Genomic DNA, 21315 nt, shown 5'->3' with positions numbered 1-21315 from the left:
TGCTGCCCCGGCCGGAGGGTTCGCACGCGGCGTCAGTCGTTGCTGCTGAAGGCGGCGTCGAAGCTGGTTTGGGAGGCGGGGAAGTCGTACTTTTTCAGGGCGGCGAGGGCTTCGGGGGCTCCGTGGAGGCGGTCCATGCCGGCGTCTTCCCATTCGATGCTGATGGGGCCGTTGTAGCCGATGGCGGAGAGGGCGCGGAAGGAGGCTTCCCAGGGGACGTCGCCGCGTCCGGCGGAGACGAAGTCCCAGCCGCGGCGGGGGTCGCCCCAGGGCAGGTGGGAGCCCATGACGGTGTTGCGTCCGGTCTGGCGGATCTTGGTGTCCTTGCAGTCCACGTGGTAGATCCGGTCCTTGAAGTCCCAGATGAAGGAGACGGGGTCGATGCCTTGCCACATCATGTGCGAGGGGTCCCAGTTCAGGCCGAATGCTTCGCGGTGGCCGATCGCTTCGAGGGTGCGGACGGTGGTCCAGTAATCGTAGGCGATCTCGGAGGGGTGGACTTCGTGGGCGAACCGGACGCCTTGTTCGTCGAAGACGTCCAGGATGGGGTTCCAGCGGTCGGCGAAGTCCTGGTAGCCGGCGTCGATGACTTTTTCCGGGACGGGCGGGAACATGGCCACGTACTGCCAGATGGCGGAGCCGGTGAACCCGACCACGGTGTCCACGCCCAGTGCTTTGGCGAGCCGGGCGGTGTGTTTCATTTCCTCGGCGGCGCGGGTGCGGACTCCTTCGGGGTCGCCGTCGCCCCAGACTTTGGATCCGACGATGGCCTGGTGCCGGAAGTCGATGGGGTCATCGCAGACTGCCTGGCCTTTGAGGTGGTTGGAGATGGCCCAGACTCTGAGGTTGTACTTGTCCAGTATCTCGAGTTTGGACTCGACGTAGCCGGGTTCGTCCCAGCGCCAGGCGTCCAGGTGGTCGCCGGAGACGGCGATTTCCAGTCCGTCGTAGCCCCAGCCGGCGGCCAGGCGCGCGACTTCTTCGAAGGGCAGGTCGGCCCACTGGCCGGTGAACAGGGTGAAGGGGCGGGGCATGGGGGCTCCTTGGTGGTGGGGTGCTAGTGGCGCACGACGGTGAGGGTGCTCTTATTGGCTGCGGATTCCTCCACGGCGTCCAGGACGTATTGGACGTTCAGTCCTTCTTCGAACGACGGCGACGGCTGGGTTCCGTCCCGGACCGCGAGCAGGAAGTCGCGGACCTGGTGGGTGAAGGTGTGTTCCCAGCCGATGATGTGGCCCTGCGGCCACCACGCTTCCAGGTAGGGGTGCTCGGGTTCGTTGACCAGGATGCGGCGGAAGCCCTGCTCCCGGGCGGGGGCGGTGGCGTCCAGGAAGCCGAGTTCGTTGAGGTTTTCCAGGTCGAACAGGAGGCTGCCCTTCTCGCCGTACACCTCGATCTGGAGGGAGTTCTTCCGGCCGGTGGCCACCCGGGAGACCTCCACCGAGGCGACCGCCCCGGAGGTGAGGGACAGCGTGGCCCAGGCGGCGTCGTCGACCGTCACCTCTTCGAGGCCGCTTGCGGCACCACTTGTGCCGGGGCGGTGGTCCACGAAGGTGTGCAGCCGGCCGCTGACCTCGCTGACCTGGTCGCCGAGGAGGAAGAGGACCTGGTCGATGGCGTGGCTGGCGATGTCCCCCAGCGCGCCGGACCCGGCGGTTTCCTTCCGCAGCCGCCAGGTCATGGGTGCCTGGGCGTCGGCGAGCCAGTCCTGGAGGTAGGCGGCGCGGACGTGCCGGACCGTGCCCAGGCGTCCCTCGGCGATCAGTTCCCTGGCCAGGGCCAGTGCCGGGACGCGCCGGTAATTGAAGCCGATCATCGACTGCACGCCCCGGGCACGGGCCTTGGCGGCAGCGGCCGTCATGAGTTCGGCCTCGGCCAGCGTGTTGGCCAGGGGCTTCTCCACCAGCACGTGCTTGCCCGCCTCCAGCGCTGCGATCGCGATCTCGGCATGCATCCAGCCCGGCGCGCAGATGTCCACGATGTCGATGTCATCCCGTTCAATCACGGCGCGCCAGTCGGTGGCCGACTCCGCCCAGCCATAGGCGGCCGCGGCCTCGGCCACGGCGGTGGCGTCCCGGCCCACGAGGACTTTCTGCTCGAAGGCCGGGACGTCGAAGAAGCTGGCCACGTTCCGCCATGCGTTGGAGTGCGCCTTGCCCATGAAGGCGTAACCGATCGCGGCCACACCCAACGGGCGGCCGGACCGTCGGGAGGGCGTGGAATCGGAGGGGTGTGCGGGTGTGCTCATGATGCGTTCCTGCTGCCTGTCAGAGGGTGGCGGTTTCCGGAGCCCAGTCCTCCGGAATGGCGGAGGATGCCGGGGCGGAGCTTTCGACGTCGATGAACGTGCCGGAGTCGATGGACTCACTGATCGAAACCATGGTGTCCAGCACGTGGTACGCCAGGTCGCCGGTGGCCCTGTGGGCTGTTCCTGCCCGCAGTGAGCGAGCCATGTCCAGCACGCCCATGCCGCGGCCGTTAGCGGGCCCGGTGGCGGGAACGGTTGTCCAGTCCTCGTCGCCGGCGCGCCAGAGCTTGATCTCGCCGGTGAAGTAGTTGGGGTCCGGCAGCGACAGGGTTGCTTCGGTGCCTGTGATTTCCACGAAGCCCATCCGGGTCCGGGGGGACTCGAAGGAGAAGACGCTGTGCGAGGAGGCGCCGGACTCGAACTGCGCCATGGCCGAGACGTGGGTGGGCACCTCGACGGTGAACTTCTCGCCCGCCTTGGGGCCGGAACCGATCACGCGCACATCCTTGGCCTTGGACCCGACGGCGGCCACCTTGCGGATGGAGCCGAAGGCCTGGACCAGGGTGGTGAGGTAGTACGGGCCCATGTCGAACAGCGGGCCGGCACCGTGCTGGAAGAGGAACGCCGGGTTGGGGTGCCAGGACTCCGGGCCGGGGGTCTGGAACGTGGTCATCGCCGTCAGCGGGGTGCCGATGTCGCCGCGCTGGATCAGGCGCAGGGCGGTCTGGATCCCGGCACCGAGGAACGTGTCCGGGGCGCAGCCCAGGCGGATCCCGGCGGTGTCCGCCGTCTTGAGCAGGCCCAGCCCGGACTCGCGGTCCAGGGAGAAGGGCTTCTCGGTCCAGACGTGCTTGCCGGCGTTGACGGCGGCGGTGGCCACCTCCACGTGTGCTGCCGGGATGGTGAGGTTGACGATGATTTCGACGTCGGGGTGGTTCAGGGCCTTCTCCACCCCGCCCCACTCGGCGATGCCGTACTCCTTGGCCCGCGCCTCGGCGGCCTCCTCGAAGAGGTCCGCGATGACGTGGACCTTCAAGTCCGGGAACGCAGTGAGGTTGTCCAGGTACTGCTTGCTGATCACCCCGGCGCCGATCACGCCGACGCCCACCGGGCCCTTGCGGGAAGATTTTGCTGCGGGCGTGCTCATGCGTTGGCCCCCTCGGCTGCGGTGTTGCTGTTCAGGAAAGCAAGGCTTTCGGCGATGCCTTCGAAGATGTCACCGGCGTAGTCGTCGAACTCCACGACTCCCACTTCAAGCGACGTGGCCGCGGCGATCACGTCCATGACCGGCACTTTGCCCTGGCCCGCCGGCTGCTGGGCCTTGTTGTCCCTGGTGAGGGGGCCGTCCTTGATGTGGATGAACTTCACCCGGTCACCCAGCTTTGCCAGGATGTCCACCGGGTCCTGCCCGCCCACGGCTACCCAGTAGGTGTCCACTTCGAGGACGAGTTCCGGGTCCAGCAGGGATTCGAAGTATTCCAGCGCAGTGCGGCCGTCGATGATGGACTCCAGCTCCCAGGCGTGGTTGTGGTAGCCCACCCGGATGCCGTACTCGGCCCCCTTCCTGGCAGCCTGGTTGAGCTTTTCGGCGGTGGCTTGGATGTCTTCGGCCTTCTGCCAGTGCTCGGCGGGCAGGAACGGGTCAATGACCGTGCTGATGCCCAGTTCCTTGGCCGCGGTGAAGATCTCGTCCTGGTCCTGGCTCATCAGCGGGGCGTGGCCGGACGGTGCGGTGAGGCCGTTCTCTTTCAGGGCTGCGCCGAGTTCCTTGGCCGTGGCTACGAAGTTGTAGGGCTCCACCTGGGTGAAGCCGATATCGGCAACCTTCTTGATGGTGCCGGGCAGGTCCTCGGAGATGGCGTTGCGGAGCGTGTAGAGCTGAAGCGAGTAGGACATGGGTTTCCTTAGCGGTGTTGGGAAGCGGTTGGTCGAATGCGGCGGTCAGCGGCCGGCGAGGGAGCCGCCGATGCCACCGACGCTGAAGTATTTGTTCAGGGCGGCGAACACGATGACCGGCGGGAGCATCATGACCACGGCCAGGGCCATGACTGAGGTCCAGTCTGTCGCGTTTTGCTGGAAGAAGGACTGCACGCCCATGGGAAGGGTGAAGATTTCGTTGGAGCGGAGGAAGACGATGGCCACGAGGTAGTCGTTCCAGGCCAGGAGGAAGGCGAAGATGGCGGTGGAGAGGACGCCTGGGAGGGAGTTTCGGAGGACCACTTTGGTGAAGGATCCGAAGACGGAGCAGCCGTCGATCCAGGACGCTTCCTCGAGGCTGATGGGGATGGAGTCGAAGTATGCGGCCATCATCCAGGTGGCCACCGTCATGGTGGAACCGACGTAGATGATGGTCAGGCCCAGGAGGTTGTCCACCAGGCCCATCCCGGCGAACAGGATGAACAGCGGCACCACCGAGGTGATGATGGGCAGCGACTGCATGACGAACAGGAGCAGGGAGTAGCCGGAGACGGCCTTGGACCGGCCGCGGGAGAGGACGTAGCCGGCGGGTGCGGCCACCGCCACCGATACCACCACGGTGGAGAGGGTGGTGACCAGGCTGTTCTTCAGCCAGGTGGCGGCAAGGGTCTTGGAGAACACGTTGCTGAGGTTCTCGAAGGTCAGGCCGGTGGCGGTGCTGTTGGGACCGGGGGTGAAGGCGAGCACGATGGTGACCATGATGGGCACCAGCACGATCGCGGTGATGATGAGGATGGCGATGAACCGCCACCAGCGGCCGCGTTGGCCGGCTTCGGAGAGTACCCGGCGGGTGTTGCCTGCCTGGCCGACTCCCAGGGCCGGGCCGGATTGGGGATGGGCGTGGACTGCTGCGCTCATTATTCGACACTCGACTTTCGGATCTGGCGGTACAGGATGACCGAGATGACCACCAGGGTCATGGTCATGAGGAAGGCGATGGCCACGCCGGGGCCGGTGGCGAAGTCCTGGAACACGGTGCGGTAGGCCAGGACCACCAGGGAGGTGGTGGCGTTGACGGGTCCGCCGCCGGTGAGCAGGTAGATGGTGGGGAAGTCGTTGACGCAGAAGATGGTCATCAGGATCCAGCTGATGTAGGTGGAGCGGGCGATCAGCGGCAGGGTGATCTGGGTGAATTGCTGCCAGCGGCTGGCGCCGTCCATGCTGGCGGCCTCATAGACGGTGGTGTCCACGGAGGCCAGGGCGGCGGAGATCATCATCATCATGAACGGGAAGCTGACCCAGACTTTGAAGACCATCACGGTGATGGAGGCCAGGGTGGGGTCTGCCAGGAACAGCGGGGTGCCCAGGCCAAGGTTCCGGAACAGCGCGGGAATCAGGCTGTCCGGGGTGGCCACCAGCCAGTTCCAGGCGGTGGAGGACACCACGATCGGCACCACCCAGGGCAGGAGCAGCAGGACCTTGAACGTATTGCCGGCGGGGATCTTGGTGCGCAGGAGCAGGGCGAGGCCCAGGCCCACGAGCCAGGATCCGAACACGCCGACGATGGTGAACCAGAGGGTGAACTGGGCGGCTTTCCAGAACGCCGGTGAGCTCAGGACAGTGGAGAAGTTCTGGACGCCCACGAAGTTGCCGGTCTGGAGCAGGTCGCCGTCGTGGGTGGCCTGGACCGCGGCGTAGATCAGCGGGTAGCCGTGGATCAGGACCAGGAGGACCACAGAGGGGAGCAGGAGCCAGAAAAAGGTCCTGGTGGCCTGGGCCGAGAGCTTGCTCTTGCGTTTGCCGGGGGCGGCCCCGGACCCGCCGGGGGCAAGCCCGCGGCGGGCCCGGGCGAGGCCGGATTGTGCAGTGGTGGAGGACATGGCGGGCGCTTACTTTTTCAGGACGGACTCGAGGCCGGACTGGAAGGTCTGCAGGGCGGTCTTGGCGTCGGCCTTTCCGGTGATGATGGTCTGGCTGAACTGGTTCAGGGCCTGGCCGCCGTCGAGGGCGGCCAGGTTGGCGTTCAGCTTGCTGCCCTGGGAGGCGAAGGTCTTGGCGATCGGCTGCCAGTCCTTGACGATCTTGACGTTGTTGGGGTCATCCGCGAACTCGGGCATCTCCGTGATGGATTTGAAGACCGGCAGTGCGGACATGAGCTTCTTCTGCCACAGCTGCTTGAGCTGGCCCAGGTAGTACACCAGGAACTCCTCGGAGGCGTCCTGGGACGGGGTGTTGGTGTACATCATGATGTTGTTCGGGAACACGATGGTGGCTTTGTCCCCGTGCGGGCCCTTGATCGGGTCAGCGACCAGGAGGTCGCCAGAGGTGTCGCCCACGCGCTGCGGAACGTTCACCTGGAACAGGCCGTAGCCCGCCTTGCCGTCCTTCCACTGGGCTGACATGTTGTCGGTGGTGTAGCTGACCGCGGCGGGGTCCACGATGCCGTTGGACACGAGCTCCAGGACGAACTCCATGGCCTCGACGTTGCGGTCGTTCAACAGGTCCAGCTCGCCGTCCTTGTTGAACACGCCGCCGCCGTTGTTGACCATCATCATGATCATGGAGTGGTTGGCGTAGTTGTTGCCGGCACCTGCGCCGGTGGTGAAGCCGAACGCGCCGACCTTCTTCAGGGCCTTGCCGGCTTCAAGGAGGGACGGCCAGTCCGTGGGCAGGGCAACGTTTGCCTTCTCGAAGAGGGACTTGCGGTACCAGAAGACGCGCATGTCCAGCTGCCAGGGAACAGCCACATAGCCCTTGTCCGACTTGAACGGGTCCAGCACGCCGGGCAGGAAGTCGTCGAACTGGCCGTTCGCCTTCAGCTTGTCGATCACCTTGTCCGCGTAGGCGATCTGGCCCTGCTGCTCGAACTGGAACGCCTGGAAGCCGCCGCCGGTGGAAACGGCGGGGCCGGTCTTGGAAGCAATCGCGGAGGAGAAGGTCTGGTAGAAGTTGTTCCACTGGATGATCTGGTAGCTGGCCTTGCTGCCGTTGGCACCGGAGAAGCCCTCGGCGATGCTCTTGGCGGCGTCGTTGTAGGCCGGCGTTGCCCAGGGCATGTCCCAGAACTTGACGGTCCCGCCGGCCCCGCCTCCGCCGCCCTGGGACGCCGAGCCGCCACCACAGGCTGCCAGCAGTGGCACGGAGGCCGCGGCAGCCGTCAGGCCCAGGAAACCGCGGCGGGAGAAGGAGCGGCGTGGTTCGGAAGATGCATTCATGGTGTGTCCTTTCGGGACCGTCGGACGCAGTGTGCCGTGGGTACGGTCCTGCTCATCGTTGAGAGTGGAGGTGGGACTGGGCTGCTGTGTTCGGTTGTGTATCTGGAAGGTGGTTACGTGGCGGTGAGGGTTGCGTAAAGGTCGGTCAGCCGGGCGAACCCGGCCAGGTCGTCCGGCCTGGTGCCGGCGCTGAGGTGTTCCTTCAGGCGCCGCCACGCAAACCGGTGGGCGGATTCGTACAGGGTGGGAAGCAGGAGGTCGCCGTGCGGCCCGGTGACCCGGACCTCGGCAGGCCATGCGGCGTCAGGGTCGGGGACCCGGACGGCAACCCCGCCGTCGGCGGTGTAAAGGCGGATGTCGACGCCGGCGGGCCGGGCGGCGGTCAGCACGCCCTGGGCGGTGAACGGCGCACCGTTTGCCAGCCTGCCGCTGGCCGTGTAACCGGAGGTGTCCAGGCGCAGGATGGCCACGCCGTCCAGGCGGCCCGCCACGGCAAGCAAGGCGGCGAAGTGGTCGCTGAGGAGTTGCCGTGGATCGGTGCCGGGCGCCGCCGTCGCCACGCTGTCCAGCAGCGAGGCGCTGCCCAGCCCGCTGCGCACTGCGCCACGGGCATCCGCGCCGGAACCTTCGCCGACCAGGGCCGGGTTCGCTGCCCAACGGAGATCGAGGACGACGACGGCCCCCGCCGCGTCCGCGGCAGCCGCGAGCTCCGAGGTGTCCTCGGGCACGGGGTTGGCCACCACAATGCCGCGGGCCCCTGCCTGCATGGCGCCGGCGGCTTCGGCGGCCCATCCACTGCTGCCCGCAACCACCCGCACGTCGGCCTGCCCGGAATGGCCGGCCGGCATAGGGCCGAACGTTGCAGGCAGCGATGCCACGGTCTCGGTGACGGCGCCTGCCTCCCGGGCTGCGGGCGTGGCGTGCACCGTGAAGTGGGCGCTCATGCGGAAACTCCTGCCGTGTCGGCTGCGGCCGCATGGTCCAGGGCGGCGCTTTCCACCGTGGCCTCGGCGATGGCCAGGGCGAACGTGAGGTCGTCGATCAGGGTTTGGGCGGGCGGGGCCTGCCGGGTTCCGTTGGCGAGCCCGGCAAGTTCGCGCCACTCGCCCTCGTAGCCGTTGTGGCCGAACGGGCCGAAGCTGGTGGTCTCGCTGCCGTCATTGCGGGTAAAGGTGGCCACAGCGGAGCCGGCCTGGACGTAGGAGGGTGTGAAGTCGATCCGGAGCGCGGAATCGTCGGCGATGGCCTCGAAAGTCCACTCGGGCTTCCAGGTGCCGTTCATGACGGCCCGCAGTTCAATGACCCGGGAGGGGGTCCGGAGCGAGACCGCGTAGCCGAACGGGCGGACGTGCCGCGCCTGCAGGACGTCGACGTGCTCGAAATCGGGCGTGAACCGGCGTACCAGCGGAAGGTCGTGGATGGCCAGGCCCATGATCCCGCCGTGGAGGGCGGCTTTGAGGACCTCGATGTCCGAGTAGTCCGGCCGCCCGGCGGCGGGGCGGGTGAGGATTTCCGTGGCGAAGTCTTCGAACCGGGCGTTCGGTGGCAGGACGATCGAGGAACGGATGGTGTGGGCCGTTTCGGGAAGGTCGCCCCAGTTCTGTTCGGCTGCGAGCCAGCCCGGATCGAAGGTGTGCATGGCGCCGACGACGATCGGGACCCCGGTTTCGGTGCTGACCGCAGAGATGCGGGTGGCTTCCTCGGCGTTCATTGCAAACGGCTTTTCGCAGAGGACAGCCTTCTTGCCGGCCCGGCATGCGGCGATGACCTGGTCCGCGTGGAACTGGTGGGGGCTGCAGATCGCGACGATGTCCACGGCCGGATCGCCCAGCAGCTCGTCCATGCTGGTGCTGGACGTTGCCCCGACGCGCGCCGCCACGGAAGCCGCAACGGCTGCGTCGACGTCCATGATGTGCCGTACCTCGAGGACATCGCGGAGCCGGGCCAGGGCGGGAAGGTGGATAGCTTGGGTCACCGGTCCTGCCCCCAGGATGCCAACCCCCAAGGGCTGGTCTGTCGGCGCGGTGTGATGGGACAAGTTCAATTACCTCTTCGTAAGCGGACTCTGCAGTGGTGGGATCACCGTGGTGGATACCAGCCATCGGATTCACGAATGTGCCCTGAGTCACAAGGTAGAACTACTTTTGCCGCGCGTCAAGCAAAAGTTGCTTGTTTCTCGTTATTCTTCTGGCGTGATGACAGTGCTAAGTAAGAGTGTTATGACTTAGTGCATGACTTCTTCACCCGCCGGGAAACAGCTCGGAAAGGAATCCGACGCCGGCAATCTGTCGCGCGCGGGGGACCTGTTCCAGCTGCTGCGGGACGGCAGGGCCCGTACCCGTGCCGAGCTCGCCCTAAGCACGGGCCTCGCCAGGTCCACGGTTGCCTCCCGGATCGACGCGCTCATGCTCTCCGGCCTGGTGGGACCTGCCGGTGAGGCACTCTCCAGCGGCGGGAGGCCGCCGTCGCGCTTTGCTTTCAACCCGTCCGCCCGCCTGGTGTTGGCCGTCGACGTCGGTGCCACGCACGTGATTGTCGCCGTCACCGACCTTGGCGGGACAATCCTCGCCGAGCATCGGCTGTCCCTGCAGGTGGCAGACGGGCCGGAAGCCGTGCTGGACCAGGTGGTTGCGCAGGGCAAGGAACTGCTGGCGTCCGCGGGACGCAGCGTCACCGAACTCGCCGGGATTGGCATCGGGCTTCCGGGGCCGGTGGAACACGACACCGGAAAACCGGTCAAGCCGCCCATTATGCCTGGCTGGGACGGGTTCGACGTGGTCAGCTACGTCCAGCGGTCCCTGCCCGTCCATGTGCTCGTGGACAACGACGTGAACATCATGGCGCTGGGGGAGCAGTCCGCCCACTGGCCCGAGCACAACAATTTCTTCTTCGTGAAGGTGGCCACCGGCATCGGATCCGGCATCATCAGCAACGGGCAGCTGCAGCGCGGCGCGAACGGCACGGCCGGCGACCTTGGCCACATCCAGGTGGCCCGCGGCGCGGAGGTGCTCTGTGCCTGTGGAAACTACGGGTGCCTTGAGGCACTCGCGTCCGGGCCCGCCGTCGCACGCTCCCTCCGGGACCAGGGCGTGGACGTCGCCAGGGGCGCGGATGTGCTCCGGCTCGCCGCCGACGGCAACCTGCAGGCCATCCAGGCGCTGCGGCAGGCCGGCCGGGACATCGGTGAGGTGCTTGCCACCGCGGTGAACCTGCTCAACCCGTCCGTCATCGTGGTGGGCGGCAGCTTCGGCGAGACGGGCGAGCACCTGGTGGCGGGAATCCGTGAGGTGGTGTACCGGCGCTCCCCGCCGCTGGCCACCTCGCACCTGCGCATCAATGTCTCCCGGGCAGGCGACCAGGCGGCCGTCCTCGGGGCGAGCCAGCTGGTCACCCAGTACGTCCTCTCGCCGGCCATCATCGAAGCCACGCTGTCGGGCGCGATCGCGGGGTAGCGCAGAGCTGCGCCGGGCGCTGCCGGGTACGAATCACCCGGCGCCGCCCGGCGTCCTCCGTTAAGCCTCCGCGTCCGGCTCCGGTGCCTCGGTAAGGAGCAGTGCCGTCCCGCCGTAGGCGGGCAGTTCAAGGAAGAAGCTGTGCAGGTCGTCCACCTGCCCCACCGTCTCGCCGCTGAAGAGGTCCTTGACGTTGGCCCCGGAGGGCAGCTCGTTGGACTGGATGCTGCCGGCGATGTCCTGCCCGGAGAAGTTGAGCGCCGTGACCTGCAAGGCGCCGTCCTGGAGCCGGTTGACCAGCACCAGTGCCCCGCGGTTGGAGACCTCGGGGACATCGAGCAACGTGCCCGTGGCAATCCCGTTGTCCTCACGGACGGCAAGGATCCGCTGCAGCCTGCGCGCGAACGAGTTCGCATCCTGAAGCTGCTCCGGCAGCGTGCCGTACAGGCTGCGCGCCCGCGGCATGCCCGCCGAGGACGTGGTGGCGTCCGGGCTGGTCCCCATGAGGTCGTGCGCGCCGCGGTTGATCCAGCGGGTGTCGCCCTGGGAGGTGAGTTCCCGGACGCTGCTCCGGTCCAGGGCCAGGATGCCCGTGAGATCCCAGCCGGAGAGGGCGAAGACTCCCGGCTGCAGCGCGTTGTACATGGCCAGGAGGATGTGGACGTCCCGGATCTGTGCCTCCTGCTCCGGGGTCACGGCGTCCGGATCCTGGATGCCCAGGGCGGCCATGATAAAGCTGACGGTGGTGCAGGCGATGCCGTTGGTGGTGAAGACGGCGTTGTACGGTCCGTTCTCACCGGTCAGCCGGTCCCGCAGGGTTTGCTGGACCTGCTCGGCGAGCTGCGCGCCGGTGAGTTCCTCACCGTTGAGTTCGAACATCTCCTCCCGGTGCCCGGCGGCGAAGTGCAGGAGCTCGTAGGTCAGTTCGTCATGGTTCTGCAGGGCATGGACCAGGGACGCCTGGTCCACCCCGATCTCCATGGACAGGCGCAGCGTCAGCCGCAGGAATTCGGTGTCCGCGGTGACCAGGGCGTAGTGGTACGCGGGGCGGGTGATGAAGTCGTACGACAGGTCGGGACCCGATTCGGAGGTTGCCTTGATGTCGTCGATGGTGAGGTTCAGTTCCTGGAAGGAGAACCCGCCCACCTTGCGGATCATGGATCCGATCAGCTGGTTGGCTGCCTCGGACAGCGGGTGGCCCTCGGACCAGCCGGGCTGTTCCTCGGCGCTCTTTTCCACGCCCAGGAACCCGTTGGCGTCGAGGCGGAGCGCCCCGGTGCCCAGGTCCACCAGGGAGTGCAGGGCGTCGCCCACCACCAGCCGCATCCCGGCGAAGGTGGGGTCCAGCCAGTTGATGGAGGGCTGCCCGGCCTTGAAGTAGTGCAGGTAGACCCAGCGGCGGGTCTTGCCGGTGGTGTCCACGATGGGCCGGGTGGCGCTCCAGTTGGTTTCCTTCACCCCGGGTTCGTAGAAGATGACGCGCTGGAGCCTGCCGATGATGTACCCGGCTTTCTGCAGCGCCTGTTCGGAATCAGGGCTGAGGTTGACCGAATCCGCCCCCTCCGGGACATCGGGCAGGAGGTTCCAGTCCTCCTCCGGAATATCCACCATGTGGTAGATCCCGGGGTAGTCGCGGAAGTTCATTTCGGCCAGCCGGAAGTCGGCGCCCTTGCCGGTGTGGCCTGGGACGATGTCGTCAATGACCGTGCCGCCGTGCTCGGCAGCGACCTCGCACATGCTGCGGAACTCTTCTTCGGTGCCGAAGACCGGATCGATCGCCATGCTGATCCGGTCGAAGTGCCCGTCAACACTGGGCGTGTGCGACCAGCCGCTGATGCCGCCGGCCAGTTTCACCGGCCCGGTGTGGATGCCGCGGATGCCGATCTCGCGGAAGGCTTCCCACATGGCCTTGTCTCCCAGGGCGGACAGGAACGACCGGCCCGGCTCGGTGATGAAGGACAGCGGGTAAGCGGTGAACCAGACAGGGGCGCGTTCGACGGCGGCCCGGGGGTTCGGATGCGCGTACGAGTTCTGCCACATGCTGGCCTGGCCGGACAATTGCCGGGCCAGGACGTTGGCGTCACCGAGCATGGCCTGGTTGCGCAGCCAGTCCACGTACGCGGCGTTCCGGCCGTCGAATTCGAAGGAGGGCCTGTTGCCCACGAATTGGCGCCGCCGCGCTACGGGCCGCAGCGCTTTTGGCCGGGCGGCGAAGAACTGTTCGTCGAAAGTGACTTCCAGGTCCGCTGCCGGCTCCGTGGCGGCTGCCTCCCCTTCCCCGACTCCGGCGGTGTTCTCCGCATCCGAAACGCGCTCGCTGGTCCCCGGCTCCCGCATAAGCTCCTCTTTCCACTGCTCGTCTCCGTGCTGGCATGGATGCTCCGTAGCCCCTTGCCCGTGGAAAAGTACCCAGCCGGACAGGGAGTATTCGGTGTTCCCTCTCCCGATGCTACTGGGCGGCGCAACCGGTGGACGGAACAAACGTGCCGGGCTGGCGGATGCCTTGTCCGATCTGCCGGCCGATGTCGCGGTGCAGCTGCTGCCGTACAGGGACCCTATCAGCGAACAATTTCCTCCTCTTTTTGGCTTATTTCTGCTGCCACTCCCGCCAGGGCCCGGTTCGGACGTATTCTGGGAACCAGGTTTTGTAGTAGGCCGAAGCGCTTCGAACAGGGCTGGAACATGGCGGCTGAACCTTCGGGGCAGGTTGGCTGGGGGCTGCTTCCAGTTACCCCGGAGCCGGTCTTCGACAGCAAGGATGTCGAAACCTTCCTCCGGGAAGTCACCCATGACTTCATGAGCGAGATCAAGGGTGAACGCCGCGGTATCGGCTGGGCCGCCACGCTCTTCCACCTGGGCCAGGGACACACCCTTGCGGCCAGCACGGAGCAGGCGCAGGAGGCGGACCGGAAACAGTGCTCGTTCGCCGACGGGCCCCTCATGGAGGCCATGCGCACCGAGGCCTTCGTCCTGGTATCCGATCTCAGCCGTGACCGTCGGTGGCCCGGTTACGCGAGTGCGGCGTCGGGCCACGGGGTGCAGTCGATGCTCTCCGTTCCCATCATGTCTGAAGGCGGGACGAGCGCCGCCATCACCTTCTACGCGGGCGTGCCGCATGCGTTTGCCAGCGATGACCTGGTCAGGATTCAGGGCTTTGCGCGCCAGATGGCCCGGGCCCTTCGCCTCGTATTCCGCGTGGCCGAGCGGGCCGAAGCGACGGCCGGCCTCGCCGTCGTCCAAAGCTCCCTGGTCCTGGTGGACCTGGCCGTGCGCAGCCTCACCAGCGAATACGGCCTCAGCAGGGAGGCGGCGCTGCTTTTCCTGCAGACGCAGGCACTGCACCATGAGCTTGGCCTCCGGGACGCGGCCCTGAACGTCGTGGCCCCGGGGACCGGCCGGGACCCGAGCGGCGCACCGCCGTCCGCGTTGCGGCAGGAAGCGTACGACGGCGTCGCGGAGCTTCCGCGCCCGTCGGCGGCGGGGCGGGGCTTTCCAACCGGAAAGCAACCCCGCAGGAACGCTGCGGTGAAGACGGAAACCCCGCCTCCCGCAGAAGGGAGGACAGCATGACCATCCAGAAGCAGGAGCCGCGCCTCATCGCGGACAGCCCGGACGGCCACCCCTGGCGCCGGTTCGTTGCCCTGGGAGACTCCTACACCGAAGGAATCGGCGACCCGGAACCGCTCAGCCTGGGCGGCCTTCGGGGCTGGGCGGACCGTGTGGCCGAGGAGCTGGCGTCCGGCCGTCCCGACTTTGCGTACGCCAACCTGGCCATCCGGGGACTGCTGCTGCGGCAGATCCTCGAGGGTCAACTGGCCGCGGCGCTGTCCTTGAAGCCGGACCTTGTCGCCATTGCCGCCGGTGGCAACGACATCATCTTCAGGCATGGCGATCCGGACAAACTGGCCGGGAAGCTGGACCATGCCATCGGCACGCTCGCAGCCACCGATGCCACCGTGCTTCTTTTTGCGGGCCCGGACTGGGGCAACACACCCGTGTTCGGCAAGATCCGCGGCCGCGTGGCCATCTACAACGAGCACCTGCACACCATCGGGGCCAGGCACCACGCCATCATGGTTGACCTGTGGTGCCTGCCCGAGCTTCAGCACGCGTCAATGTGGGACCCGGACCGGCTGCATCTGTCGCCGCTGGGCCACCATGCCGTGGCCGCGGCAACCCTTGATGCGCTGGGAGTGGAGCATGCGCTCAAGCCGTTGCAGCCGAGGCCGCTGCCGGCCCACGGGTGGACGCAGGCCCGGGCGGAGGACCTGGTGTGGGCGCGGCAGTATTTCATGCCGTGGGTGCTCAAGCAGTTGCGGCCCCGCCAGGCCGACGCGCTGGCGGCCAAGCGGCCGCAGCCCGGCCCGGTCTTCGGCCAAGGCCTTCCCGGTCCCTTCCCGCCGGGACACCCGGCCAAGGGATTGGCGATGGGCCCCGGCACGGCAGCCGGCGGCCCGGATGGGAGGGCGGACCGGGTGGCCTGACGCCGGTCCGGGTCAGCGCTTCCTGGGCGTCCGCTTCGAGGCTGCATTCATGGCAGCCTTGACGGCCGGCGGCAGTCCCGTCTGCTCGGTTTCGGGTTCGGCCGCTGTTCCCCGCGCCTTGGCGATGGCGCGCATGCCGTGGTAGATCACCAGTGCGGCTGCCGAGCCCAGCGCGATGCCGGTGAACTTGAGGTCGCCGATGGTCCAGGTGTAGTCGGCGATGCCGATGATCAGGGCCACAGCCGCGGTGGTCAGGTTTACGGGATTGGCGAAGTTCACCTTGTTCTGGACCCAGATCTTCACGCCGAGGATGCCGATCATGCCGTACAGCATGGTGGCCGCGCCGCCCAGGACGCCGGCCGGGACGGTGGCAATCAATTCGCCGAACTTGGGGGAGAAGCTCAGCAGGATGGCGAACATGCCGGCCACCCAGTAGGCCGCCGTCGAATACACCTTGGTAGCCGCCATGACGCCGATGTTCTCGGCGTAGGTGGTGGTTCCCGAGCCGCCGCCAAGGCCGGCGAGGACTGTTGCCGCGCCGTCGGCCATCAGCGCCCGGCCGGAGACGCCGTCAAGGTTTTGCCCCGTCATGGCGGCAACCGACTTCACATGGCCGATGTTCTCCGCCACCAGCACCAGGACTACGGGGACGAACAGTCCCAGCACGCCGATGTGGAACTCGGGGGTCTGGAACTGCGGCAGGCCAACCCAGGCTGCGGCGTCCATCTTGTCGTAGGCCACCTCGCCCCGGAGCATGGCCACCAGGTAACCCACCACGACGCCCACCAGGATGCTGAGCCGGCCGAGGATTCCGCGGAACAGGACGCTGACCAGGATGATCGTGGCCAGCGTGACGACGGCCGTGATGGGTGCGGCGTCGAAGTTCTGCTTGGCTGCTGGGGCAAGGTTCAGGCCAATCAACGCGACGATGGCGCCGGTGACGATGGGCGGCATCAGCCGGTTGATCCACCCGGCGCCGAACTTCTGCACCACGGCACCCACGAGGGCCAGGGTGGCACCGGCGAGCACCACGCCGCCCAGCGCGCCCGGGATGCCGAACTGTGCCTGCGAAGCTGTGATGGGCGCGATGAACGCAAAGCTGGAGCCGAGGTAGCTGGGCACCCGGCCCTTGGTGACCACCAGGAACAGCAGGGTTCCGATGCCGGAGAAGAACAGCGTGGTGGCCGGCGGCATCCCGGTGATGATGGGCACCAGGAAGGTGGCGCCGAACATTGCCACCACGTGCTGCATGCCCACGCCGATGGTCAGGGGCCAGGCCAGCCGCTCATCCGGGGCCACCACCTGGCCGGGCTTGATGGTTTTGCCGGTGCCGTGCAGCTTCCATTTGATTCCGAGCATGCTCATGGGAAGGGATGCCTTTCAGGGGTGCCGCGAGGGGGCGAAGGATAACTCGGTCCAGAATACCGCCAAGTATTTCGCTGCCGTCCGTTGTGGCCAACGTCACCTGCGGTCATGGGAAGAGGAACCAAGCACTTGAAGTTGCAACTATGGAAAGCACAGAGGCCACCCCGGTAGGCGGGCGGCACAGCGAAAGGTAAGCCAATGACCATTGCACACGAAGAAGCGGTTATCGATTCGGCGGCCGTGGACGCGATCTTCGCCCAGGCCCGCACCGCCAACACGTTCACCGGCGAGGTGACCGAGGAGCAGGCGCAGGCCATCTACGAACTGACCAAGTTCGGGCCCACCGCCTTCAACTCCCAGCCGCTGCGCGTCACGTACGTCCGCTCGCCCGAAGCCCGCGCCACCCTGGTGGATGCGCTGTCCCGCGGCAACCAGGCCAAGACCGCGTCGGCTCCGCTGGTGGCCATCCTTAGCTATGACACCGACTGGGCGGGCAAGTGGGACAGCTTCCTGCCCGGCTACAACGCCCCCAAGGCCATGTACGATGCCGATCCCGAGCTCGCCGCCGCGACGGGCAACAACAACGCCCACCTGCAGGCCGGCTACTTCATCCTGGCCGTCCGCTCACTCGGTTTCGCCGCAGGACCGATGACCGGCGCCGACTTCAAGGCCATCGACGCCGCCTTCTTCCCGGCCGGTGACCAGAAGAGCTTCCTGGTGGTCAACATCGGCCAGCCCGGCGAGGAAGCCTGGGGCGAGGCGAAGCCCAAGTACTCCTACGACGACGCCGTCCGCACCGTCTGACGCCACGGCACGTTCCGCGGCTAAACCACGAACGCCCCATCACTTGGTGATGGGGCGTTCGTGCTTAAGCTGCGGGGCTTCCGGTCAGGCGATGACGCTGTCCACTAGCGCCTTGGCCTCGGCCTGCACCTGCTTGAGGTGTTCCTCACCCTTGAAGGACTCGGCATAGATCTTGTACACGTCCTCGGTGCCGGACGGGCGGGCAGCGAACCAGGCGTTCTCGGTGACCACTTTCAGGCCGCCGATGGCAGCGCCGTTGCCGGGTGCCTCGGTGAGCTTGGCGGTGATCGCCTCCCCGGCCAGTTCGGTGGCCGTGACGTCAGCGGCGGAGAGCTTCCCCAGCTTGGACTTCTGCTCACGCGTGGCGGCTGCGTCAATGCGGGCGTAGACGGGAGCGCCGAACTGGTCCGTCAACCCCTTGTACAGCTGTGACGGCGACTTCCCGGTCACGGCGGTGATCTCGGAGGCCAGCAGCGCCAGCAGGATTCCGTCCTTGTCGGTGGTCCACACGCTGCCGTCCATTTTGTTGAAGGATGCGCCGGCGGATTCCTCGCCGCCGAACGCGCCTTCACCGGAGAGCAAACCGGGGACAAACCATTTGAAGCCCACCGGGACTTCCACCAACTTGCGGCCCAGGCTCTCCGCCACCCGGTCGATGATCGAGGAGGACACGAGGGTCTTGCCCACCACGGATTCGGGGTTCCAGCCGCTGCGGTTGCGGTAGAGGTAGTCGATGGCGACCGCGAGGTAGTGGTTCGGGTTCATCAGGCCGCCGTCGGGGGTGACGATCCCGTGGCGGTCGGCGTCGGCGTCGTTGCCGGTGGCGACATCGAAGGGCACGGACCCGTCGGCACCCACCGACATCCGGCTGATCAGGGAGGCCATGGCGGACGGCGACGAGCAGTCCATCCGGATCTTCTCGTCCCAGTCCAGGGTCATGAAGGCCCACTGCGGGTCCACGGTGGGGTTGACGACGGTGAGGTTCAGGTGGTGCCGTTCGGCGATCTCGCCCCAGTAGTCCACGGACGCCCCGCCCATGGGATCGGCGCCGATCCGGACTCCGGCCTCGCGGATGGCGTCCAGGTTCAGGACGGACGGAAGGTCATCCACGTAGCTGCTCAGGAAGTCGAACTTGCCGGTAGTGTCCGCGGCCTGCGCGTCGGCCAGCGGGATCCTCTTGACGCCGCGCAGTCCGTTCTCCAGCAGTTCGTTGGCACGGTTGGCAATCCAGCCGGTGGCGTCCGAGTCCGCGGGTCCGCCGTGCGGCGGGTTGTACTTGAAGCCGCCATCGGCCGGCGGGTTGTGGCTGGGGGTCACCACAATGCCGTCAGCCTGCGGGGCGCCGGGCGCGGCCTTCCGGTTGTATGTGAGGATGGCGTGGCTCAAGGCCGGGGTGGGGGTGTAGCCGTGGCGGGCGTCCACCAGGACGTGGACGCCGTTGGCGGCCAGCACCTCCAGGGCGGAGTTCTGCGCCGGTTCGCTCAGGGCATGGGTGTCCTTGGCCAGGAACAGTGGGCCGGTGACACCCTGCGCCGTCCGGTATTCCACGATCGCCTGGGTGATGGCCACGATGTGCTGCTCATTGAAGGACGCTTTGAGGCTGGAGCCCCGGTGTCCGGAGGTGCCGAACACCACGCGCTGGCCGGGATCACCCAGGTCCGGCGCGATGTCGTAATACGCATCAAGGAGCGCAGTGATGTCAACAAGGTCCTGGGGTTGGGCAACTGTACCCGCGCGGCTAGCCATGGGACCAGCATGCCAGAACCTGGCGGGAGTCAAAACGAATTGCCCAGGATCCGGACGCTGTGACACGCAATGACGTCACCAACCAAGTAGTGCACCTGAGTACAGCGCCGTGAAAGTACCTATATACCGGCCCTTCAGCGCCCTGCTATTTTCAAGAAAATTCCAGGCACGCAAGCGAAAGCAACGGACGACGGCGGGACCCGCCGATCGTCCCGTCCGGCAAGGAAGCGGGGACGTCCAATGGGGGCAGGAGACGGGGCAGCCGAGCAGTCCAGGCTCGCTGCCGAACGTGTTGCCAGGCTGAAGCGCCAGCTGGATGAGGCCGAACGGTCCACCAAGGCCTGGGACGCCGGAGCCCTGGGGGAGCGGGTGGTGGCGGACAAGCTCAGCGAACTGGTCCCGCGGGGCTGGTACGTGCTGCACGATGTCCACTGGCCGGGCCGGCCCAAGGCCAACCTTGACCATGTCCTGGTGGGCCCCGGCGGGGTGGTGGTGGTTGATTCGAAGAATTGGTCCGGCGAAGTGCGCGTAGTGTCCGGCGTGCTCTGGCAGGGCCGCTACGCGCGGACCCAGGCCGTGGAGGGAGCGCTGGCACAGTGCGCCGCCGTCGCCTCGGTGCTGGCCCCCCAGCATCGCCGGCTGGTGCGTCCGCTCATCTGCATGGCGGCCCAGCCGGATCTCTTCGGGGTGACCGCCTCCGATGTAGCCGTGGCGGGTTCCCACCGGGTGGTGCGGACCATTGAGGCGCTTCCGCCGGTGCTGGATCCGCAGGCGGTGGTGGGGTTGTACGAGCAACTGGGCCAGCAGCTCACGCATGAACAGGAGCCCGGCATCACGGCGCTGCGCAACGTCCGCCCCGGAACCGTGGTGCGCCCGGCGGGGGCCCTGCCGCCTGGCGGCCCCGTCGCGGGTGCTGCGGAAGGGAGCAGGCCACTTGACGGCAAGGGCCGCAGCGGAAGCATGTCCCGGCATCCGGCCGGCCGCAACCTGCCGGCCGGCGGATCCCGGGCAGGAGCACCGGCAGGGATCCGGGCCGGCCGGCGCGGCGGGAAAGCCAAAGCGCAGCAGAGCGGCACCAGCGGCGGGAAGTTGGCCCTGCTGGCGGCCTTCGTCATTTTTGCCGTCTATTTCCTGCCCTACTTGGCCCGCTGACACCCTCTCCGCCGCCGGGCCGCAGCCGGTCTTTGGCCGCGGTCCGTACCGCGCGGGTGATCCGGTTGAGGCCGTCAGAATCGAGGGTCCAGGCCTGCCAGTAGAGGGCCACATCCTGGTAGCCGTCATCCAGCCGGACCAGGGTGCCGTCCGAAAGGCCATCCGTGAGCTGGAGCTCGGGGATCATGCCCCAGCCCAGGCCCGCCTTGACCGCCGCGAAGAAGCCCTCCGATGACGGCACGGTGTGCGTGGGGGGAGGCTGCGCAATGCCCTTGGCCGCCAGCAGTTGCAGCTGGAGGTTGTCCTTGGCGTTGAATTTCAGGACGGGCATGGCGGCCCAGTCAACACTGTCGGCCGCCGCAAACCGGCGCCGCAGTCCGGCGCTGGCCACCGGGATGTACCGCATGGAACCCAGCATTTCTGCCCGGCACCCGCTGACGGGCACGGGATCAGAGGTTACGGCGCCCATCACGTCTCCTTCGCGGAGCAGCTGGCTGCTGTAGCCCTGGTCTTCGACACGCAGGTCCAGCACGGCGTCCTCCCATTCGGCGGCCCGATGGAGGACGGGGACAAACCAGGTGGCCAGGGAGTCGGCGTTGATGGCCACGGGCAGGTGGGCGCGGGCTGGCGGCCCCGCGCCCAGCGCCGCCGATGTCTCCGCCTCGAGCACCTGGACCTGCCGTGCCATGCGCAGCAGCAGTGCGCCGGCGTCCGTGGTGGTGCAGGGCGACCGGCGGCGGACCAGGACCTGGCCCACGGATCCCTCGAGGGCCTTGATCCGCTGGCTGACGGCTGACGGCGTGATGCGCAGGAGGTCCGCCGCCGCCTCGAATGTTCCTTCGTCGATAACCGCAACCAGGGCCTTAAGATGCTCCAGATTCATGAAGAGATTCTAATGCGTACGCAGAATCCTTTACTTGCCTACATATCTC

General features: G+C 67.2%; 18 protein-coding genes. 5 read left to right on the top strand and 13 right to left on the bottom strand.

All coding sequences use genetic code 11. The features are described from left to right. Positions 1 to 32: 32 nt before the first annotated feature. The 9 genes from DFO47_RS08550 to DFO47_RS08510 all read right to left on the bottom strand — a co-directional run bounded on the left by DFO47_RS08550 (position 33) and on the right by DFO47_RS08510 (position 9418). Positions 33 to 1034 (bottom strand): sugar phosphate isomerase/epimerase, encoded by a 1002-nt coding sequence (locus DFO47_RS08550; RefSeq protein ID WP_133831337.1) that lies wholly within the window; start codon positions 1032 to 1034, stop codon positions 33 to 35. 23 nt (positions 1035 to 1057) lie between these two features. Continuing rightward, positions 1058 to 2248, bottom strand: a complete 1191-nt coding sequence (locus tag DFO47_RS08545) for a Gfo/Idh/MocA family oxidoreductase (protein WP_133831336.1) — start codon at positions 2246 to 2248, stop codon at positions 1058 to 1060. A 19-nt stretch (positions 2249 to 2267) separates the two neighbouring features. Next, entirely contained in the window at positions 2268 to 3395 is a 1128-nt protein-coding gene (locus tag DFO47_RS08540; protein WP_133831335.1) for a Gfo/Idh/MocA family oxidoreductase, read from the bottom strand. Next, positions 3392 to 4144 (bottom strand): sugar phosphate isomerase/epimerase, encoded by a 753-nt coding sequence (locus DFO47_RS08535; RefSeq protein WP_018762700.1) that lies wholly within the window; start codon positions 4142 to 4144, stop codon positions 3392 to 3394. Before DFO47_RS08535 ends, DFO47_RS08540 begins: the two co-directional genes overlap by 4 nt. Positions 4145 to 4189: 45 nt before the next feature. Further along, entirely contained in the window at positions 4190 to 5083 is an 894-nt protein-coding gene (locus tag DFO47_RS08530; RefSeq protein ID WP_018762699.1) for a carbohydrate ABC transporter permease, read from the bottom strand. Beyond that, on the bottom strand, positions 5083 to 6045 hold the full coding sequence (locus DFO47_RS08525; protein WP_018762698.1) for a sugar ABC transporter permease: 963 nt from the start codon (positions 6043 to 6045) through the stop codon (positions 5083 to 5085). Before DFO47_RS08525 ends, DFO47_RS08530 begins: the two co-directional genes overlap by 1 nt. 9 nt (positions 6046 to 6054) lie before the next feature. Further along, the gene (locus DFO47_RS08520; RefSeq protein WP_018762697.1) at positions 6055 to 7380 is read right to left on the bottom strand and encodes an extracellular solute-binding protein; all 1326 of its coding nucleotides are present in this window, start codon (positions 7378 to 7380) and stop codon (positions 6055 to 6057) included. 113 nt (positions 7381 to 7493) lie between these two features. After that, positions 7494 to 8324, bottom strand: coding sequence for a hypothetical protein (locus tag DFO47_RS08515; RefSeq protein WP_018762696.1), 831 nt, complete (start codon positions 8322 to 8324; stop codon positions 7494 to 7496). Continuing rightward, positions 8321 to 9418: a Gfo/Idh/MocA family oxidoreductase gene (locus tag DFO47_RS08510; protein ID WP_243835394.1), complete on the bottom strand. Its 1098-nt coding sequence runs from the start codon at positions 9416 to 9418 to the stop codon at positions 8321 to 8323. Before DFO47_RS08510 ends, DFO47_RS08515 begins: the two co-directional genes overlap by 4 nt. Before the next feature lie 193 nt (positions 9419 to 9611). On the opposite strand from DFO47_RS08510, the gene DFO47_RS08505 reads away from it, so the two are divergent. Further along, complete coding sequence (locus tag DFO47_RS08505) at positions 9612 to 10832, top strand: ROK family transcriptional regulator (protein WP_133831334.1); 1221 nt, start codon at positions 9612 to 9614, stop codon at positions 10830 to 10832. A 60-nt stretch (positions 10833 to 10892) separates the two neighbouring features. On the opposite strand, the gene treS is transcribed toward DFO47_RS08505, so the two are convergent. Further along, positions 10893 to 13169, bottom strand: coding sequence for a maltose alpha-D-glucosyltransferase (treS, locus tag DFO47_RS08500; RefSeq protein WP_133831333.1), 2277 nt, complete (start codon positions 13167 to 13169; stop codon positions 10893 to 10895). 345 nt (positions 13170 to 13514) lie between these two features. Between treS and DFO47_RS08495 the strand changes: the two genes are divergently transcribed. Then, the gene (locus DFO47_RS08495) at positions 13515 to 14402 is read left to right on the top strand and encodes a GAF domain-containing protein (protein WP_133831332.1); all 888 of its coding nucleotides are present in this window, start codon (positions 13515 to 13517) and stop codon (positions 14400 to 14402) included. After that, positions 14399 to 15316, top strand: a complete 918-nt coding sequence (locus DFO47_RS08490) for an SGNH/GDSL hydrolase family protein (RefSeq protein WP_133831331.1) — start codon at positions 14399 to 14401, stop codon at positions 15314 to 15316. Before DFO47_RS08495 ends, DFO47_RS08490 begins: the two co-directional genes overlap by 4 nt. Positions 15317 to 15328: 12 nt before the next feature. On the opposite strand, the gene DFO47_RS08485 is transcribed toward DFO47_RS08490, so the two are convergent. Next, positions 15329 to 16681 (bottom strand): solute carrier family 23 protein, encoded by a 1353-nt coding sequence (locus DFO47_RS08485; RefSeq protein WP_133831330.1) that lies wholly within the window; start codon positions 16679 to 16681, stop codon positions 15329 to 15331. A gap of 198 nt (positions 16682 to 16879) precedes the next feature. On the opposite strand from DFO47_RS08485, the gene DFO47_RS08480 reads away from it, so the two are divergent. Further along, positions 16880 to 17485: a malonic semialdehyde reductase gene (locus DFO47_RS08480; protein ID WP_018762689.1), complete on the top strand. Its 606-nt coding sequence runs from the start codon at positions 16880 to 16882 to the stop codon at positions 17483 to 17485. 84 nt (positions 17486 to 17569) lie between these two features. Here DFO47_RS08480 and pgm read toward each other — a convergent pair whose 3' ends face one another. Then, positions 17570 to 19231, bottom strand: a complete 1662-nt coding sequence (pgm, locus tag DFO47_RS08475) for a phosphoglucomutase (alpha-D-glucose-1,6-bisphosphate-dependent) (RefSeq protein WP_109044087.1) — start codon at positions 19229 to 19231, stop codon at positions 17570 to 17572. Between the two features lie 240 nt (positions 19232 to 19471). On the opposite strand from pgm, the gene DFO47_RS08470 reads away from it, so the two are divergent. Then, entirely contained in the window at positions 19472 to 20383 is a 912-nt protein-coding gene (locus DFO47_RS08470) for a nuclease-related domain-containing protein (protein ID WP_109044086.1), read from the top strand. Here DFO47_RS08470 and DFO47_RS08465 read toward each other — a convergent pair. Then, positions 20343 to 21266, bottom strand: coding sequence for a LysR family transcriptional regulator ArgP (locus tag DFO47_RS08465; protein ID WP_133831329.1), 924 nt, complete (start codon positions 21264 to 21266; stop codon positions 20343 to 20345). The two genes, DFO47_RS08470 and DFO47_RS08465, sit on opposite strands and share 41 nt — an antisense overlap. Positions 21267 to 21315: the final 49 nt, after the last annotated feature.

The sequence above is a fragment of the Arthrobacter sp. AG258 genome, from assembly GCF_004364695.1.
Taxonomy (GTDB): Bacteria; Actinomycetota; Actinomycetes; order Actinomycetales; family Micrococcaceae; genus Arthrobacter.
Note: the sequence above shows the minus strand (reverse complement) of the source record. Positions and strands in the feature narration are given on the sequence as shown.

Bases quoted from the DNA above. Each gene is read 5' to 3' on its own strand.
- DFO47_RS08550 (WP_133831337.1), bottom strand. From the start codon at position 1,034: ATGCCCCGCCCCTTCACCCTGTTCACCGGCCAGTGGGCCGACCTGCCC.
- DFO47_RS08545 (WP_133831336.1), bottom strand. From the start codon at position 2,248: ATGAGCACACCCGCACACCCCTCCGATTCCACGCCCTCCCGACGGTCC.
- DFO47_RS08540 (WP_133831335.1), bottom strand. From the start codon at position 3,395: ATGAGCACGCCCGCAGCAAAATCTTCCCGCAAGGGCCCGGTGGGCGTC.
- DFO47_RS08535 (WP_018762700.1), bottom strand. From the start codon at position 4,144: ATGTCCTACTCGCTTCAGCTCTACACGCTCCGCAACGCCATCTCCGAG.
- DFO47_RS08530 (WP_018762699.1), bottom strand. From the start codon at position 5,083: ATGAGCGCAGCAGTCCACGCCCATCCCCAATCCGGCCCGGCCCTGGGA.
- DFO47_RS08525 (WP_018762698.1), bottom strand. From the start codon at position 6,045: ATGTCCTCCACCACTGCACAATCCGGCCTCGCCCGGGCCCGCCGCGGG.
- DFO47_RS08520 (WP_018762697.1), bottom strand. From the start codon at position 7,380: ATGAATGCATCTTCCGAACCACGCCGCTCCTTCTCCCGCCGCGGTTTC.
- DFO47_RS08515 (WP_018762696.1), bottom strand. From the start codon at position 8,324: ATGAGCGCCCACTTCACGGTGCACGCCACGCCCGCAGCCCGGGAGGCA.
- DFO47_RS08505 (WP_133831334.1), top strand. From the start codon at position 9,612: ATGACTTCTTCACCCGCCGGGAAACAGCTCGGAAAGGAATCCGACGCC.
- treS (WP_133831333.1), bottom strand. From the start codon at position 13,169: ATGCGGGAGCCGGGGACCAGCGAGCGCGTTTCGGATGCGGAGAACACC.
- DFO47_RS08495 (WP_133831332.1), top strand. From the start codon at position 13,515: ATGGCGGCTGAACCTTCGGGGCAGGTTGGCTGGGGGCTGCTTCCAGTT.
- DFO47_RS08490 (WP_133831331.1), top strand. From the start codon at position 14,399: ATGACCATCCAGAAGCAGGAGCCGCGCCTCATCGCGGACAGCCCGGAC.
- DFO47_RS08485 (WP_133831330.1), bottom strand. From the start codon at position 16,681: ATGAGCATGCTCGGAATCAAATGGAAGCTGCACGGCACCGGCAAAACC.
- DFO47_RS08480 (WP_018762689.1), top strand. From the start codon at position 16,880: ATGACCATTGCACACGAAGAAGCGGTTATCGATTCGGCGGCCGTGGAC.
- pgm (WP_109044087.1), bottom strand. From the start codon at position 19,231: ATGGCTAGCCGCGCGGGTACAGTTGCCCAACCCCAGGACCTTGTTGAC.
- DFO47_RS08470 (WP_109044086.1), top strand. From the start codon at position 19,472: ATGGGGGCAGGAGACGGGGCAGCCGAGCAGTCCAGGCTCGCTGCCGAA.
- DFO47_RS08465 (WP_133831329.1), bottom strand. From the start codon at position 21,266: ATGAATCTGGAGCATCTTAAGGCCCTGGTTGCGGTTATCGACGAAGGA.